General features: G+C 70.3%; 16 protein-coding genes. 8 read left to right on the forward strand and 8 right to left on the reverse strand.

Going from position 1 to position 15,703, the window contains the following annotated elements; all coding sequences use genetic code 11:
* The first annotated feature begins 217 nt into the window (after positions 1-217).
* Both AB4Z01_RS18025 and AB4Z01_RS18030 read left to right on the forward strand, forming a co-directional pair.
* On the forward strand, positions 218-1,114 hold the full coding sequence (locus tag AB4Z01_RS18025; protein WP_441695923.1) for an aldose 1-epimerase: 897 nt from the start codon (positions 218-220) through the stop codon (positions 1,112-1,114).
* Positions 1,115-1,479: 365 nt separating this feature from the next.
* Positions 1,480-2,547: a saccharopine dehydrogenase family protein gene (locus AB4Z01_RS18030; RefSeq protein ID WP_441695924.1), complete on the forward strand. Its 1,068-nt coding sequence runs from the start codon at positions 1,480-1,482 to the stop codon at positions 2,545-2,547.
* A 63-nt stretch (positions 2,548-2,610) separates the two neighbouring features.
* Here AB4Z01_RS18030 and AB4Z01_RS18035 read toward each other — a convergent pair whose 3' ends face one another.
* The 6 genes from AB4Z01_RS18035 to AB4Z01_RS18060 form a co-directional block, all read right to left on the reverse strand.
* The gene (locus tag AB4Z01_RS18035) at positions 2,611-2,940 is read right to left on the reverse strand and encodes a type II toxin-antitoxin system RelE/ParE family toxin (protein ID WP_441695925.1); all 330 of its coding nucleotides are present in this window, start codon (positions 2,938-2,940) and stop codon (positions 2,611-2,613) included.
* Between the two features lie 5 nt (positions 2,941-2,945).
* Positions 2,946-3,230, reverse strand: coding sequence for a type II toxin-antitoxin system Phd/YefM family antitoxin (locus tag AB4Z01_RS18040; protein WP_441695926.1), 285 nt, complete (start codon positions 3,228-3,230; stop codon positions 2,946-2,948).
* 58 nt (positions 3,231-3,288) lie between these two features.
* On the reverse strand, positions 3,289-3,960 hold the full coding sequence (locus tag AB4Z01_RS18045; protein ID WP_441695927.1) for a fused DSP-PTPase phosphatase/NAD kinase-like protein: 672 nt from the start codon (positions 3,958-3,960) through the stop codon (positions 3,289-3,291).
* Between the two features lie 79 nt (positions 3,961-4,039).
* Positions 4,040-4,795 carry a Bax inhibitor-1/YccA family protein gene (locus AB4Z01_RS18050; protein WP_441695928.1) on the reverse strand — a complete coding sequence of 252 codons (756 nt, stop codon included), beginning with the start codon at positions 4,793-4,795 and terminating at the stop codon, positions 4,040-4,042.
* A 116-nt stretch (positions 4,796-4,911) separates the two neighbouring features.
* Positions 4,912-7,434, reverse strand: a complete 2,523-nt coding sequence (locus AB4Z01_RS18055) for an ABC transporter permease (protein ID WP_441695929.1) — start codon at positions 7,432-7,434, stop codon at positions 4,912-4,914.
* Positions 7,431-8,183 (reverse strand): ABC transporter ATP-binding protein, encoded by a 753-nt coding sequence (locus AB4Z01_RS18060; RefSeq protein WP_441695930.1) that lies wholly within the window; start codon positions 8,181-8,183, stop codon positions 7,431-7,433. Before AB4Z01_RS18060 ends, AB4Z01_RS18055 begins: the two co-directional genes overlap by 4 nt.
* Here AB4Z01_RS18060 and AB4Z01_RS18065 point away from each other — a divergent pair.
* The 5 genes from AB4Z01_RS18065 (at position 8,182) to AB4Z01_RS18085 (ending at position 13,168) form a co-directional block, all read left to right on the forward strand.
* Positions 8,182-8,865, forward strand: a complete 684-nt coding sequence (locus AB4Z01_RS18065; RefSeq protein ID WP_441695931.1) for an arylesterase — start codon at positions 8,182-8,184, stop codon at positions 8,863-8,865. The two genes, AB4Z01_RS18060 and AB4Z01_RS18065, sit on opposite strands and share 2 nt — an antisense overlap.
* Positions 8,866-8,948: 83 nt before the next feature.
* Positions 8,949-9,989, forward strand: a complete 1,041-nt coding sequence (locus AB4Z01_RS18070; protein ID WP_441695932.1) for an aldo/keto reductase — start codon at positions 8,949-8,951, stop codon at positions 9,987-9,989.
* 392 nt (positions 9,990-10,381) lie between these two features.
* Complete coding sequence (locus AB4Z01_RS18075) at positions 10,382-11,269, forward strand: LysR family transcriptional regulator (RefSeq protein WP_441695933.1); 888 nt, start codon at positions 10,382-10,384, stop codon at positions 11,267-11,269.
* A gap of 121 nt (positions 11,270-11,390) precedes the next feature.
* Complete coding sequence (locus tag AB4Z01_RS18080) at positions 11,391-11,975, forward strand: NADPH-dependent FMN reductase (protein WP_441695934.1); 585 nt, start codon at positions 11,391-11,393, stop codon at positions 11,973-11,975.
* Positions 11,972-13,168 carry an MFS transporter gene (locus AB4Z01_RS18085; RefSeq protein ID WP_441695935.1) on the forward strand — a complete coding sequence of 399 codons (1,197 nt, stop codon included), beginning with the start codon at positions 11,972-11,974 and terminating at the stop codon, positions 13,166-13,168. Before AB4Z01_RS18080 ends, AB4Z01_RS18085 begins: the two co-directional genes overlap by 4 nt.
* Here AB4Z01_RS18085 and AB4Z01_RS18090 read toward each other — a convergent pair.
* Entirely contained in the window at positions 13,165-14,067 is a 903-nt protein-coding gene (locus AB4Z01_RS18090; RefSeq protein ID WP_441695936.1) for a LysR family transcriptional regulator, read from the reverse strand. The genes AB4Z01_RS18085 and AB4Z01_RS18090 overlap by 4 nt on opposite strands.
* Positions 14,068-14,120: 53 nt before the next feature.
* On the opposite strand from AB4Z01_RS18090, the gene AB4Z01_RS18095 reads away from it, so the two are divergent.
* On the forward strand, positions 14,121-15,095 hold the full coding sequence (locus tag AB4Z01_RS18095; protein WP_441695937.1) for a nitrilase family protein: 975 nt from the start codon (positions 14,121-14,123) through the stop codon (positions 15,093-15,095).
* Here the strand turns inward: AB4Z01_RS18095 and AB4Z01_RS18100 are convergent.
* Positions 15,092-15,703: GlxA family transcriptional regulator (locus AB4Z01_RS18100; RefSeq protein WP_441695938.1), on the reverse strand; the 612-nt coding region annotated here is incomplete at its 5' end. The two genes, AB4Z01_RS18095 and AB4Z01_RS18100, sit on opposite strands and share 4 nt — an antisense overlap.

Consider the following 15,703-nt stretch of genomic DNA (forward strand, 5'->3'; position numbering starts at 1 on the left):
TGGGCCGGGCAGTCCTGCCACGGGCCATCCACATGCCGTCCACACGAACGACATTCTCTCCGCTCTTCTCGACCACGGCCTTTCCCCAGCGGTGCGATCTGGCTTGCCGACCGCACTCCTTGTTATTCATCATACAAATGGAGTATTGAGCCCTCGGCGGATCGGCGTCAAGCATTGCCGAACATTGCTGACAAGGGCAGCCGCACGGGAGGATGGAATGATGGTCGAGACGGTGCAACTACGCGTGGGCGACAGCGGGGTCGACATCGTCCCCGCGATCGGCGGTGGCATCGCCGCCTGGTGGACCAGCAGCGGAAACGCGCGGCGCGACTGGCTGCGCCCGGCCACCCCGGAAGCCCTGGCGGCGGGCAGCCCGCTCGGTCTCGCCAACTTCCCGCTCACCCCGTTCTCGAACCGGATCCGCGAGGGCCGCTTCCGCTTCCGGGGCCGAGAGGTGGTGCTGCCGCTGAACACGCCCGAGCGGCACCAGCTGCACGGCCATGGCTGGCAGCGGCCCTGGACGGTGCTGGAGCGGTCGGCGACGCGCTGCGTGCTGGTCGACGACTATGCCGCCGATGCCTGGCCGTTCCCGTACCGGGCGCGGCAGGAATTCGAGCTGACCCCGGCYGGCTTCGACCTCGTGCTCTCGCTCGAGAACACCGGTCGCGAGCCGATGCCGGCGGGGCTGGGCCAGCATTTCTACTTCCCGCGCACGCCCGAGACGACGGTGACCGCCGGGATCGAGCGGATGTGGCTCAACGATGCCGAGGTGATGCCGCTGGAGCTGGTCGAGCCGCCGCCGGAGAAGGATTTCCGGCGCGGCGTCCGGCCGGACGCGGTGCGGATGGACAACAACTTCACCGGCTGGGACCGCCGGGCGGTGATCGAGTGGCCGGAGCGTCGCGCCCGGCTGGTGATGGAAGCGAATGCGCCCTTTGATTTCATGGTCTGCTACTCGCCGGACGACCCCTATGTCTGCGTCGAGCCGGTGAGCAACACGACCGACGCCTTCAACCTCGCCGAGTCCGGCCGCACCGACACCGGCATGGCGGTGCTGCAGCCCGGCGAGGTGCTGCGCGGCGTGGTCCGCTTGCGGCCGGAGGTGGTGGCGTAACGCGGCTATCACCCTTCGTCATCGCGAGGAGCGAAGCGACGTGGCGATCCAGCGGCTCGATCTCTGGATGGCCACGCCCCTTCGGGGCTCGCCATGACGGTGAAGCAGGACGGGCTGGAGTGGTTAGTCGATTCCACCGAGAATCAGTGTGTAGTTACCGCCGATAACCGAATTCCGGCAGGCTAATTATCTTTCTGTCCTCTTCCGATCCACCGGCGACTCGAAGGTCGCGGAGCCTCGGCGCGCACCTTCCGGAACGCCCGAACACAAGGCTTTCTGCGGCTTTCCGGCGGGTGTAGAGACGCTCCATCCGAACCGCCCTGGTGCCGCCGGCCCCGGGGCGTTCGTCTGAAGGAGACGGCGTCATGACCAAGGTTCTGCTGCTCGGCGGGGGCAAGATCGGCACCTGCATCACCGCCCTGCTGACCGCCACCGGGGATTACGACCTCACCGTCGGCGACCAGGACCAGGGCATGCTCGACCGGCTGGAGGGCAGCGTCGCCAAGCGCCAGCTGCGCTTCGACGACCCGCAGGCGCTGCGCGACGCGGTGTCCGGCCACGATGTGGTGATCTCGGCCGCGCCGTTCCACCTGACGCCGCTGATCGCCGAGGCGGCGAAGGACCGCGGCGCCCATTACTTCGACCTGACCGAGGATGTCGAAAGCACCCGCCGGGTCAAGGCCCTGGCCGAGGGTGCGAAGACCGCCTTCACCCCGCAGTGCGGCCTGGCGCCGGGCTTCATCTCGATCGTCGGCTACGACCTGGCCAAGCGCTTCGACGAGCTGCACACGCTGCACATGCGGGTCGGCGCCCTGCCGGTCTATCCGTCGAACGCGCTGAAGTACAACCTGACCTGGTCGACCGACGGGCTGATCAACGAGTACTGCAACCCCTGCGAGGCGATCCATGAGGGCGAGCTGCGCGAGGTGCTGCCGCTCGAGGGCATGGAGCACATCTCGCTCGACGGCATCGATTACGAGGCGTTCAACACCTCGGGCGGCCTCGGCACGCTGTGCGAGACGCTGGACGGCAAGGTCAAGTTCCTGAACTACAAGACCGTGCGCTATCCGGGCCACCGCGACATCGTCAAGCTGCTGGTCAATGAGCTGCAGCTGGGCCAGCGCCGCGACATCCTGAAGGACGTGCTCGAGGCGTCGATCCCGATGACCAAGCAGGACGTAGTCCTGATCTTCGTCACCGCCTGGGGCAAGAAGGAAGGCCGCCTGATGCAGGAGACCTACGCCAAGAAGGTCTATGCCAAGGAGATCGCCGGCCAGCTGTGGAGCGCGATCCAGGTCACGACCGCGGCCGGCATCTGCGCCATGGTCGACCTGCACCGCGCCGGCAAGCTGCCGCAGAGCGGCTTCGTGCGGCAGGAGCAGGCGAACCTGTCCGACTTCCTGGCCAACCGCTTCGGCCAGCATTACGCATAAATACCGGGTTTAGGGATGGAAACGGGAAAGGGCGCGGCCGAGGCTGCGCCTTATTCATTTGGCTCAGGGCGTTTGCAGCAATCGGTGCTGCAGCAGGCTCTGCATGTCGCGCCGTCCGTCGACAATGCAATGGACGACCACCGCGTCCTCGCGGACCCGATAGATGATGCGATACGGCTTGTAGTGGGCCTCGCGGAACTGAGTGAGTCCGAGGGCGCGCAACTCCTTTGAGATGTTGCCCCTCGACGGCAGGTTTGCCAGCCGCCGGATCACGTCGTTCAGGGATCGCAGGATGCGACGAGCGTTCTCCGCCGAATCGTGATCGGCGATAAAGTCGACGATGCTTTCGAGGTCCCGTTCCGCTTCCCGCAACACGATGACCGGCAGGGACACCGGGATCAATCCTTGAGGCGGGCCTCGAGGCGAGCTTCCAGGTCGGCAAACACATCCTCGGCCGGCCGGAACCTACCCGCTTCATAGTCGCGCTCGCCCAGCGCCAGGATCTTCAGCAGCGCCAGCGTCTCCTGGGTCTGCTCGTAGCTGTCGATGTCCTGCAGCACCGCCTTGGCCTCGCCGTTGACGGTGATGATGAACGGCTCCTGTCCCTCCCGCAGCCCCTGGATTACCTCAGGGGCATGGGCCTTCAGGTAGCTGATCGGCTTGATGCGATCGGACAGCTTCATGGCAGCCTCGGTGTTTCGGTCTGAATATAGACCGAATTCGGACCTTGGAGAAGCCGTCTCACTCCCGCCCCAGCACCCGGTCCACGATGATGGTGGCGAGGCCGCTCGGCGTGAAGGAGGCCTTCACCTTCTTGCGGTCATAAGCGGTGTCCACCCAGTCCCAAAAGGCGATCGGCTCGCGCGCATTGGCCTCGGCATAGGCCTCGATGAAACGATCCAGCAGGCCGGTCGGCGACTTCTTGAAGTGCAGGTAGCGCCAGTGCAGCTGCTTCAGCGCCTCGGCCGGCGCGATGTTTTCCCGCGTCATCAGGATCAGCGCCGCCACCAGACCGGCACGGTCGGAGCCGGACTTGCAGTGGACAAGGATCGGATACTCGGCCGCGTCCAGCGCCCGCTTGATCTGGTGCAGCACGCTGACCTTCGGCGCGTCGCGCGACTTGGTGGTGACGTCGACCAGGGTGATGCCGTAGCGGCGGCAGGCCTCGACCTGGCGGCGGTAGGAGCCGCAGTCGCGCGGGCCGCGCAGGTTGATGATGGTGCGGATGCCGTCGCGCGCCATGCCGCGGATCTGGTAGGGCAGCGGCTGGCCGGAGCGCCAGACTCCCGGCGCGATCTCGACCCGGGTGTTGACGAAGGTCCGGAACAGGCAGTGGTCGACGATCCAGCTGTCGAGAGCGTCGGCCAGGCGACCGCGGCCTTTTCGGGACTGGTCGGGAACGGCTTCGGTCATGTCCATGATCGATGGGGCGTCCGGAAAGACGAAGCCCGGCGGTTGGGCCGCCGGGCTCCGCGCGGAAGCGTCCGGTCCGTCAGTTGCGGTTGCCGAGCAGCCGCAGCAGGAACAGGAACAGGTTGATGAAGTTCAGGTACAGGGTCAGCGCACCCCAGACCGCGGTCTTGGTCTCGACCTCCTGGCCCAGCCCCTCGGCATACTGCTCCTTCAGCCGCTGGGTGTCGTAGGCGATCAGGCCGGCGAAGATCAGCACGCCGAGCACGCTGATGACGAAGGCCAGGCCGCTCGAGGCCAGGAAGATGTTGACCAGGCTGGCGATGATGATGCCGAACAGGCCCATGATCAGGAACGAGCCGAAGGCCGACAGGCTGCGCTTGGTGGTGTAGCCGTACAGGCTCAAGCCCGCGAAGGACGCCGCGGTGATGAAGAACACCCGGACCACGCTCTCGCCGGTGTAGGACATCAGCACCGGCGCCAGGCCGATGCCCTGCAGGGCCACGAAGGCCCAGTACAGCGTCTGCAGCGTGGACGCGCTCATCGAGCGGATGCCCATGCTCATCCAGAAGATCAGGCCGATCGGCGCCAGCAGCGCCACCCAGCCCAGCCCGGTCAGGCCGACGCCGCCCCGGACCGGATTGAACGCCAGGAACAGGCCGCCGAGCGGCGTGAACATCACCGCCGCGGCGGTGATGCCGCTGACCAGCAGGCCGCCGGCCATGTACCAGTAGATCCGCAGCATGTACTGCCGCAGACCCTCGTCGAACGCCGCACGCTCGATGGTGCGCGCGCCGGCGCCCGGTGTTGCGTAGCGGCCCTGTGGGTCGAAGGCCATCTTGAAAACCTCTAGTGTGGTGAAGAACCACGCGGCTGAAATATTGGCAGCGTCGGGCCAACATACAACAGTTGACGCCTGCGCCGAAGGGCCTCAGGCGTTACCGTCGAAGGCCCCTATTCGTTTCGCAGCAGCGGCGCGGCCTTCTGGCCCAGCGCCACCCAGGTGCCGAGGAAGCCGAAGCCGAGGGTGATGGCGATGCACAGCGCCGCGGTGCCCAAGAGGGTCAGCGGCAGGAAGGCCCAGTCGATCTCCATCACGAAGGTCAGCACGGCCCAGGCGGCGACGCTGCCCAGGGCGCAGGCGATCACGGCGGTCAGCAGGCCCAGCAGGCCGTATTCGATCAGGAAGGCGCGCAGGATATCGCCGCGGGTGGCGCCCAGCACCTTCAGCACCACGGCGTCGTAGATTCGGCGGCGGTGGCCCGCGACCACGGCGCCCGCCAGCACCAGGGCACCGGCCAGCAGCGTGACGCCGGCGGTCGACCGCACCGCCGTGCCGATCTGGGACAGAAGGGCGTTCACCGTCTCCAGCGCATCCCTCAGGCGCACCGTGGTGACGTTGGGAAAGGCCTCGGTCACGGCCTTCTGCAGCGCCATCTCCCCGGCCGGCGGCACCCGGACCGTCGCCAGCCAGGTGTGCGGCGCCGCCGACAGCGGCTTCGGCGACATGATCAGGGTGAAGTTGATACCCAGCGTGCTCCAGTCGATGTCCCGGATGCTGGCGACCTCGGCCTCGATGTCGCGGCCCAGCACGTTGACCGTCATCCGGTCGCCCGGCTTCAGCCCGAAGGCCTCGGCGATGTCCTTGTAGACCGAGATCTGCGGCGGGCCGTCGTAATCGGCCGGCCACCACCGGCCCTGCAGCAGCTTGTCCTTCGGCGGCATCGCCGCGGCATAGGTGACGCCGCGGTCGCCGCGCAGCCAGCTCGACTTGCCGGGATCGACCACCGCCTTGTCGGCCGGCACGCCGTTCACAGCCGCGATGCGGCCGCGCAGGCTCGGCACCTCGGCCAGGTCGGCGGCGCCCGGCGTGCCCTGGATCAGGGCGTCGAACTGCTGCTTCTGCGACTTCTGCACGTCGACGAAGAAGAAGGACGGCGCCTGGTCCGGCAGGGTGTCGCGGATCTGCCGGTCCATGTTGCCCTGGATCAGGGCAATCGCCGCCAGCACGGTCAGGCCGAGGCCGAGCGACAGCACGATCTGCGGCGTCGGTGCGCCCGGCCGGTGCAGGTTGGCCAGCGCCAGGCGCAGCCCCGGCCGGCGGGAACGGGGCGCCCGGCGCGACAGCGCCATGATGCCGAGCGCGGTGCCGGTGAACAGCAGGATCGCGGCGACGGCCCCGCCGACGAAGATCGCGGCCAGGAACGGATCCGCCGCGGTGGCGATGGCGAGTCCAGCCAGGGCGGCGGCGCACAGGCCGGTGATCGCGATGAAGCGTGCCTCCGGCCGGGCATGTCGCGGCGCCACCCGGTCGCGGAACAGCGCCGCGGCCGGGATGCGGGCGGCGCGGGCCAGGGGCCACAGCGAGAAGCTCAGGCTGGTCAGCAGGCCGAAGCCGGCGGCCAGCAGCAGGGCGCCGGGATAGACCCCGATCCGGGCCTCGACCGGCAGCAGCCCCTGGATCAGCGCGGCGACGGCCGAGGGGGCCGCCGCGCCGATCAGCAGGCCGATGGCGATGCCGAGGCCGGACAGCACCAGCACCTGCATCAGATAGGTCTGGAAGATCAGTCGGCCCGGCGCACCCAGGCATTTCAGCGTGGCGATGGTGGCCAGCCGCGCATCCAGCCAGGCCCGCACCGCATTGCCGACTCCGGCGCCGCCGACCAGCAGGGCGGTCAGCCCGACCAGGGTCAGGTACATGGTCAGCTGGTCGATGGTCCGGCGCAGCGACGGCGCCGCGTCGCGGTCGTCGCGCACCCGCCAGTTGGCGTCCGTATATTGTGCCTTCAGGGTCTCGGCGACCTCGCGCGTGTCGCTGCCGCGCGGCAGGGCCAGGCGGTAATCCCAGGTCAGCATCGATCCGGGCTGGATCAGGCCGCTGGCGTCCAACGCCCCGCGGGCGATCATCAGCCGCGGCCCGATGGCGAAGCCGCTGCCGGCCTTGTCCGGCTCGCGCGCGATGGTGCCGCGCAGCTGCAGCACCGCGTCGCCGACCGCGATCCGGCCGCCGGCCGACAGGCCCAGCCGGGCCGCCACCTCCGGGTCGGCCACCGCGCCCCAGGCGCCGTCGCCCTGCCGGGCCAGCGCCGCCTGCAGGTCGCCGCCGCCCTCCAGCTCAACCCGGCCGTACAGCGGATAGGCGCCGTCCACGGCCTTCAGCTCGACCAGCGTCGTCGCCTCGTCCTGCGGGTTGCGGGCCATACCGCGGGTCTCGACCACCTCCGACACCCGGCCGGCGGCCTCGAACTTGGCCCGCTCCTCCGCCGTAGCCGGCTGGTACAGGCGGTGCAGCTCGACATCGCCGCCCAGGATCGCCTGGCCGTCCTCGGCGATGCTGCGGCGGATGCCGTCGGCGACCGATTGCACCGCGGCGATGGCGCCGACGCCCAGCGCCAGGCAGGCCAGGAAGATGCGGAAGCCCTTCAGGCCGCCGCGCAGCTCGCGCCGGGCCAGCCGGGCGGCGTTGCGGAAGCTCATTTCAGCCGGGCCAGGGCGGCGGAGTGGGTGAGGCCGGCATCGGTGATGCGGCCGTCGACCAGCCGGACGATGCGGTCGCAGCGCGCCGCCAGTGCCGGGTCGTGGGTGATCAGCAGCAGCGTGGCGCCGCGCCGGCGCGACAGGTCGAACATCAGATCGATCACCTGGCGCCCGGTCTCGCCGTCCAGGTTGCCGGTCGGCTCGTCGGCCAGGATCACGTCGGGGTCGGCGGCGAAGGCGCGGGCCAGGGCGGTGCGCTGCTGCTCGCCGCCCGACAGCTGGCCGGGATAGTGGCTCAGGCGGTGGCCCAGCCCGACCGCGCGCAGCCGCTCCGCCGCCCGGTCGAAGGCATCGGCCGCGCCGGCGAACTCCAGCGGGATGGCGACATTCTCCAGCGCCGTCATCGTCGGGATCAGGTGGAAGTTCTGGAACACGATGCCGACATGGTCGCGGCGGAACAGCGCCAGCGCGTCCTCGCTCGCCGTCGACAGCTCGCGCCCGGCGACTTCGACCCGGCCCTGGGTCGGCCGCTCCAGCCCGCCGATCAGCATCATCAGGCTGGACTTGCCGGAGCCGGAGGGGCCGACGATCGACACCACCTCGCCGGCGGCGACGGACAGGTCGATTCCGCGCAGGATGTTGACGGGGCCGGCCGCGCTCGCCAATTCAAGGTGCACATCGATCAGCCGGATGCTGGCGGCCTTTCCGGCCCCGAAGCCGGCCTGCGGTGCAGGAGTGGTCCCGTCCATGCGCATCCCTTTTGCCCGACTCCGGACAGATGGCGCCGCCCGGCGCCTTTTCAATGCGGCGCTCCTGGCCCTGTGCGCGGCCGCCGCGCTGCCCGGCCTGGCGCAGGCGGGAACGATCCGCATCCTCGCTTTGGGCGACAGCCTGACCGCCGGCTTCGGCCTGGATCCGGCGGACGGGTTCGTGCCGCAGCTCGAGGCGGCGCTGCGGGCGCAGGGCCATGACGTGACGGTGCTGAACGGCGGCGTGTCCGGCGACACCAGCGCCGGCGGGCTCGACCGGCTGGACTGGGCGCTGGCCGACAAGCCGGACCTCGCGATCGTCGAGCTCGGCGCCAACGACATGCTGCGCGGCGTCGATCCGGCGACGACCCGCGTCAACCTTGACAAGATCCTGGCCCGGCTGGGGCAGGAGAAGATCCCGACGCTGCTGGCGGGGATGCGGGCGGCCCCCAATCTAGGCCCGGCCTATGCCGCCGCCTTCGACCCGATCTTCCCGGACCTGGCCAAGGCCCATGGTGTGGCGCTCTATCCCTTCTTCCTCGACGGGGTGGCGCTGGTGACGGCGCTGAACCAGGCCGACGGCATGCATCCCAGCGCCGCGGGCGTGAAGCTGATCGTCGAGCGCATCACCCCCGCCGTGGTCGAGCTGATCCGGTCCGCCGGCCTGGCGAAGACCGGCTGAGGCCGCATCGCGGTTCCGTCCGGCGGCGTTTCCGGCTATAGCGAAATCGTCCGACCAATCAAGATCCGCTCCCGGAGCCACTGATGGAACAGCGTCCGCTCGGCCGCACCGGCCTCGACGTCACCGCGATCTGCCTCGGCACCATGACCTGGGGCACGCAGAACACCGAGGCCGAGGGCCACGCCCAGATGGACTACGCTCTCGACCGCGGCGTCAGCTTCTGGGACACGGCCGAGATGTATTCGGTGCCGCCGACGGCCCAGAGCTATGGCCGGACCGAGGAGATCATCGGCAGCTGGTTCGCAAAGACCGGCAAGCGCAACCAGGTGGTGCTGGCCTCCAAGATCGCCGGCCCGGGCGCGCATCTGGCCCATGTCCGCGACGGCAAGCCGCGGCTCGACGCCAAGAACGTCAAGGCCGCGGTCGAGGCCAGCCTGAAGCGGCTGCAGACCGACCGGATCGACCTGTACCAGCTGCACTGGCCGAACCGCTCGGTGAACAGCTTCGGCAAGCTCGGCTACGCCCATGATCCGGCGGAGGATTTCGTCGCGCCGGAGGAGACGCTGGCAGCGCTGGCGGACGAGGTGAAGGCCGGCCGCATCCGCCATGTCGGCCTGTCGAACGAAACCCCCTGGGGCCTGATGCGCTTCGTCGAGGCGTCGGATCGGCTGGGTCTGCCGCGGCCGGTGTCGATCCAGAACCCCTACAACCTGCTGAACCGCAGCTTCGAGATCGGGCTGGCCGAATGCGCCCATCGCGAGGATGTCGGGCTGCTGGGCTATGCGCCCCTGGCCGCGGCGACCCTGACCGGCAAGTATCTCGACGGCCAGGTGCCGCCGGGCTCGCGCCGCGCCGTCGACGCGCGCCGCTCGCGCTACGACACGCCGAACGCCGAGCCGGCGACCCGGCGCTACATCGCCCTGGCGCGGGAGCATGGGCTGGACCCGGCGCAGATGGCGATCGCCTATGCCCTTTCGCGGCCGTTCATGACCTCGGTGATCATCGGCGCCACCTCGATGGAGCAGCTGCGCACTAACATCGCCGCGGCCGAGGTCACGCTGTCGCCCGAGGTGCTCCAGGGCATCGACGCGATCCACACGGCCTACCCGAACCCCTGCCCGTAAGGGCCCTTGGCCTCCTTGGCTTCCTCTTTCCTGTCATTGCCGGGCTTGACCCACAGGCGTTCGGTAAAGCTCTTCGGGTTGCAGATTTAGGCGCTGAACTAAACTTTATTGTCATTGCCGGGCTTGACCCGGCAATCCAGGGGCCACCGAGAGCGGCTCTTGAAAGCCCCTGGATCCTCGGGTCAAGCCCGAGGATGACAATTAAATAGAATATCGACTTAAGATAAACACGGAGTGGTTGCGATTTTTCGTTAACCGGACAGTCGTGGGCTTGACCCGGCAATCCAGGGGCCACCGCGACCGGCTCTGAAAGCCCCTGGATCCTCGGGTCAAGCCCGAGGATGACAGACTGGGTCTTTCCGCCCATCCATGCAGTTCCGTATAGTTCCTGCATGGATTGGGACGACCTGAAGTTCGCCTTCGCCGTCGCCCGGCACGGTTCGCTCAGCGCCGCGGCGCGACAGCTCGGCACCACCCAGCCGACGGTCAGCCGGCGGCTGGACGGGCTGGAACGGCGGATCGGGGTCAAGCTGTTCGAGCGCTCGGCCGGCGGCCTGTCGCCGACGCCGCTCTGCGCCGCGCTGGTCGACGGGCTGCAGCGGATGGAGGAGGGGGCGCTGGCGGTCGAGCGCCGGATCGCCGCGCGCGACACCGGCCTGCAGGGTGCCATCACCGTCACCAGCCTGGACTGGTTCGGCGACCATGTCGTCGGCCCGATCACGGCGCGGTTCGGCGCATTGCACCCGCTGGTGGCGGTCGAGCTCCTGAACGAGCCGCGCATGTTCAACCTGTCGCGGCGCGAGGCCGACCTCGCCTTCCGCTTCGCCGCCTTCGCCCAGGAGGATCTGATCGAGCGCAAGGTGGCGGAGGTCGGCTACGGCCTCTACGCCACGCCTGGCTATCTCGACCGGTACGGCCCTCCGGATTTCGCCGCCGGCTGCGCCGGCCATGCCGTCGTCACCATGTACGACTTCGCCAGCCGGTCGACCCAGGCGGTCTGGCTGCATGGCATCGCGCCGCAGGCGCGGGTGGTCCTGCGCACCAGCGGCCTGGGATCGCAGTTGGCCGCGGCCGAGACCGGGCTGGCGATGTCCGGCCTGCCGCGGCTCTTGGGCGATGCCCGTCCGGGGCTGCGGCGGATCGAGACGCCGGTGTCCTGCCCGGTGCAGTCCGTGCGCCTGGGGGTGCATGCCGACCTGCGCGACTCGCCGCGCATCCGCGCCTTCATCGATTTCGCCGTGGCCGAGCTGAAGGCGCAGGCATCGCAACTCAACCCTTAGTCATACAGATTCGTATAGGGTGCATACGGACCTCGCGGATGGCCGCCGCGCCGCTTCCGGGCCAAATCCCCTGTGGTCCGGGCCGCAAAACGAGCACCGGCCTTTCTCGAAGGGGTTTGTCATGTCCGACCCGATCCGCATTCTCGGCCTGTCCGGCAGCCTGCGCCGGGCGTCGCTGAACACGGCGCTGCTGCGCGCCGCAGGCGAGTTGCTGCCCGTCGAGGCCGCGCTGGAGATCCACCCGCTGCACGACCTGCCCTTCTTCAACGAGGATGTCGAAGCCGAGGGCCTCCCCACGCCGGTCCAGACGCTGAAGGCAAAGATCGAGGCGGCCGACGCGCTGCTGCTGGCGGTGCCGGAATACAACTACTCGATCGCGCCGGCGCTGAAGAACGCCATCGACTGGGCATCGCGTCCCTACGGCGCCTCGGTTCTGGTCGGCAAGCCGGTCGCCATCCTCGGCGCCTCGGCCGGGATGGGCACGGTGCGGGCCCAGCTGCATCTGCGCGACGTGGCGATCACCACCGGCCTGCATGTGCTGAACCAGCCGGAGATCTTCGTCGGCCGCGCCGCCGAGAAGTTCGACGACGAACTGCGCCTGACCGACGAGCCGACGCGGGCGATCCTGGCCCGGATGCTGCAGCGCCTGGTGCACTGGACCCGCGCGATCCAGGCCAGCGCGCCGCTCCGGGAGTCCGCGGCGTGACCGCAGCGCTTGCTGGAACGCAGGCGGTACCGACCCGCTGGACCGCGGTCGCCGTGGTCGTCGCCTCTGGCGTGGTCGCGGCGCTGCAGGTCGGCAAGGGCGCCATCGCCCTGCCGGCCCTGCGCGCCGAGTTCGGCCTGGGGCTGGAGGCGGCCGGCTGGATCATGTCGGTCTTCGCCCTGCTCGGCGTGGTCGGCGGCATTCCGGCGGGCGCGGCCGTGGCCCGGTTCGGCGACCGCCGGCTGCTAGCGCTCGGCCTCGCCGCCCTGGCGCTGGGCAGCGCCGTCGGCTCGGCGGCCGGCAGCTTCCCGCTGCTGCTCGGCACGCGGGTGCTCGAAGGGCTGGGCTTCCTGCTGGTGGTGGTCGCGGCGCCGGCCCTGCTGCAGCGCATCGTCGCCGCGCCGGACCGCGATCTCGCCTTCGGGATCTGGAGCGCCTTCATGCCGGCCGGCATGGCGATCGCCCTGCTGCTCGGCGCCTCGCTGGCGGGATGGCGGCCGTTCTGGCTCGCCAACGCCATACTGGCCGGTGCCTTCGTCCTGCTGCTGCTCCTCGCCGTCCGGGCGCAGGCAAGAGGCAATGACGCGTTGTCCTGGCGTGAGATCGGCCGCGACGCGGTGCTGACCGCGACCTCGCGCGGGCCGCTGCTGCTGGCCTCCGCTTTCGTGCTCTACAGCCTGCTGTACTTCGCCCTGGCCGGCTTCCTGCCGGTGCTGCTGATGGACCAGATGGGGGTGGCGGTCGGGGCGGCCGGCGCGCTCAGCGCCATCGCGGTCGGCGCCAACGTCCTGGGCAACCTGGCCGCTGGCCTGCTGCTCGGGCGCGGCGCCGCGCGCTGGGCGCTGATCGCCACCGCCGCCGTCGTTATGACCCTGACGGGCATCGCCGTCTTCGCCCTCCCGCTGCCGCCGACGGTGGTGTTCCTGCTCTGTGTCCTGTTCTCCGGCGTCGGCGGGCTGCTGCCGGCCACGGTGCTGGGCGCCGCGGCGCTGGTGGCGCCGAAGCCGGGTCTCGGGCCGATGACGCTCGGCCTGACCATGCAGGGCAGCAATCTCGGCCAGGTGATCGGCCCGGTCGCGGTCGGCGGCGTGGTCGATGCCGCGGGCTGRCCAGCGGCGGCGATCCCGGTCGTCGTGGCGGGTGTGCTGGCGCTGGTGGTGGCGATGCTGCTGCGGGGTGTGTTCCGAACCTAGCCGAACAGCGCCCGGTGCTCGCGGAACAGTTCGGCCAGCGCATCGGCCACCACCCTCACCCGCGGCACCTCGGCCAGGTCGGGGCGGATCAGCAGCCAGATCTCGCGCGGCGGCGGCAGGGCGTCCAGCGCCACCGGCGCCAGGCCGGGATCGGGATCGCCCAGGAAGCGCGGCAGCAGCGCCACGCCCCAGCCGGCGCGGGCGGCCGCGGCCTGGGCCATCTGGCTGTCGCAGCGGAAGGCGATGTGGCGGCCGGGATGGCGCCGCGCCAGCCAGGCGGCCTCCGACTCTCCTTCCTCGTCGCCGATCAGGGGCGGGGCGCTGCCGGATGCGGCCTCGGCCGCCACTGCGGGCGCCGCATAGGCGCGATAGGCGATGGTTGCCACCCGCTTCCCGACCAGGGCGCTGTCCGCCGGCCGGCCCAGGCGCAGCGCGATCTCGGCCTCGCGCCGGGCCAGGCTGGTGATCCGGGTCTCCAGCACCAGCTCCAGCGCGATGCCGGGATGGCGCCGGCGTAGCCCGTCCAGCCGGTCGACCAGGAAGCCCAGCGCCAGCGACCGGGCGGTGGTCAGCCGCACCGGTCCCACGGGTCCCTCCTCGACAGGATCCAGCCGGCGCAGCAGGGCCATCGCCCGGGCTTCCATCGCCTCGGCCTCGGCCAGCACCGCCGCGCCCGCCGCATTCGGGCGGTAGCCGTCGGGGCGGCGGTCGAAGATCGGCCGGCCCAGCGCCCGCTCCAGCCCGTCCAGCCGGCGCGACACGGTGGCGTGGTTCACCCCCAGCGCCCGGGCGGTGGCGGACAGGCTGCCATGCCGGGCCAGGGCGACGGCGTAGCGGACATCGTCCCAATCCAGCGCTGTGCGGTTTCGATCGGGCATGGTGCGGGGATGATAGTCCATGCACAGGCCGTTCGGCAGCTAGAGTCGCGGCATCGATATCCCGAGAGGCCGTGATGACCCTGCTGCGCGCCGCCACCGTCCAGTTTCAGCACCAGGCCGACGACAAGCCGTACAACCTGTCGCGCATCCGCCACTTCACCGCGGCCGCGGCGGCGCAGGGGGTGAAGATCCTGGTCTTTCCGGAGATGTGCATCACCGGCTACTGGCATGTCCGCAACCTCGGCCGCGACGCTATCGCCGCCCTGGCCGAGCTGGTGCCGGATGGGCCGTCGGTGCAGGCGGTGCGCGACCTGGCGGTGCAGCACGGCATGGCGATCGGTGTCGGGCTGGTCGAAGCGGGCGGCGACGGCCGCTTCTACAACTCCTACGCCGTCTGCCTGCCGGACGGGGCGGTGCACTGCCACCGCAAGCTGCACGCCTTCGAGAGTGAGCACATCGCCAGCGGCGACCGCTACACCGTGTTCGACACGCCCTGGGGCGTGCGGCTGGGCGTGCTGATCTGCTGGGACAACAACCTGGTGGAGAATGCCCGGGCCACGGCGCTGCTGGGCGCCGAAATTCTGCTGGCGCCGCACCAGACCGGCGGCTGCGCCTCGCGCAGCCCGCAGGCCATGGGGCTGATCGACCCGGCGCTGTGGCACCGACGTCACGAGGACCCGGCAGCGGTCGAGGCGGAGTTCGCCGGGCCGAAGGGTCGCGGTTGGCTGATGCGCTGGCTGCCGGCGCGGGCCCATGACAACGGCATGTTCCTGCTGTTCAGCAACGGCGTCGGCGAGGATGACGGCGAGGTTCGCACCGGCAACGCCGTGGTGCTGGACCCCTATGGCCGCATCCTGGCCGAGACCGGCGTGGCCGACGACGTCATGGTCGTCGCCGATCTCGACCTCGACCTGCTGCCGCTGGCGACCGGCCGGCGCTGGATCCGCGGCCGGCGGCCGGAGCTGTACGGCCTGCTGACCGAGCGGCAGGGCCATGAGCTCGATCCCCGCCAGGCCCGGTTCTCGCCGGACCCGGTGGTCCGGCGCTAGCCTCCCCGCCGCGCCCCGGCCGGGTTGACGCCATAGCGGGTGCGGAAGGCGCGGGCGAGGGCGGAGCCGGAGGCGAAGCCGCAATCGGCGGCGATATCATTGACCGGGCGGTCGGTGTTCTCCAGCAGGCGCCGGGCCAGGGCCAGGCGCAGCTCGGCGTAATAGGCCTTGGGGCCGGTGCCGAGCGTCGCCCGGAAGCGCTGCAGCAGGGCGCGCGGGCCGATTCCCAGCTCCGCCGCGATCGCCTCGACCGGCAGAGGCGCCTCGATATTTGCCTCCATCAGCCGGATCGCCCGCACCAGCAGCGGGTCCTGCCAGGCCAGGCGGCCGGCGGCGACCATGTGCTGCGGGTCGTGGCCGGGATGCGTGCCCTCGTAGAGGAAGGTACTGGAGACAGCCAGCGCCAAGCTCAGCCCGTGGTCGCGACGCAGCAGGTCCAGCATCAGGTCCAGCGTCGGCAGCGCCCCGCCGGCGGTGATGCGGCGGCGGTCGATCACGAAGCGGTCGGGCACGGCGGTCACGGCCGGGAAGCGCTCGGCGAAGTCGCGCAGGTCCTCCCAATGCGTGGTGGCGCGGTGGCCGTCCAGCACGCCGGCCAGGGCCAGGAC

Source organism: Inquilinus sp. YAF38 (assembly GCF_052113205.1).
Taxonomy (GTDB): domain Bacteria; phylum Pseudomonadota; class Alphaproteobacteria; order DSM-16000; family Inquilinaceae; genus Inquilinus.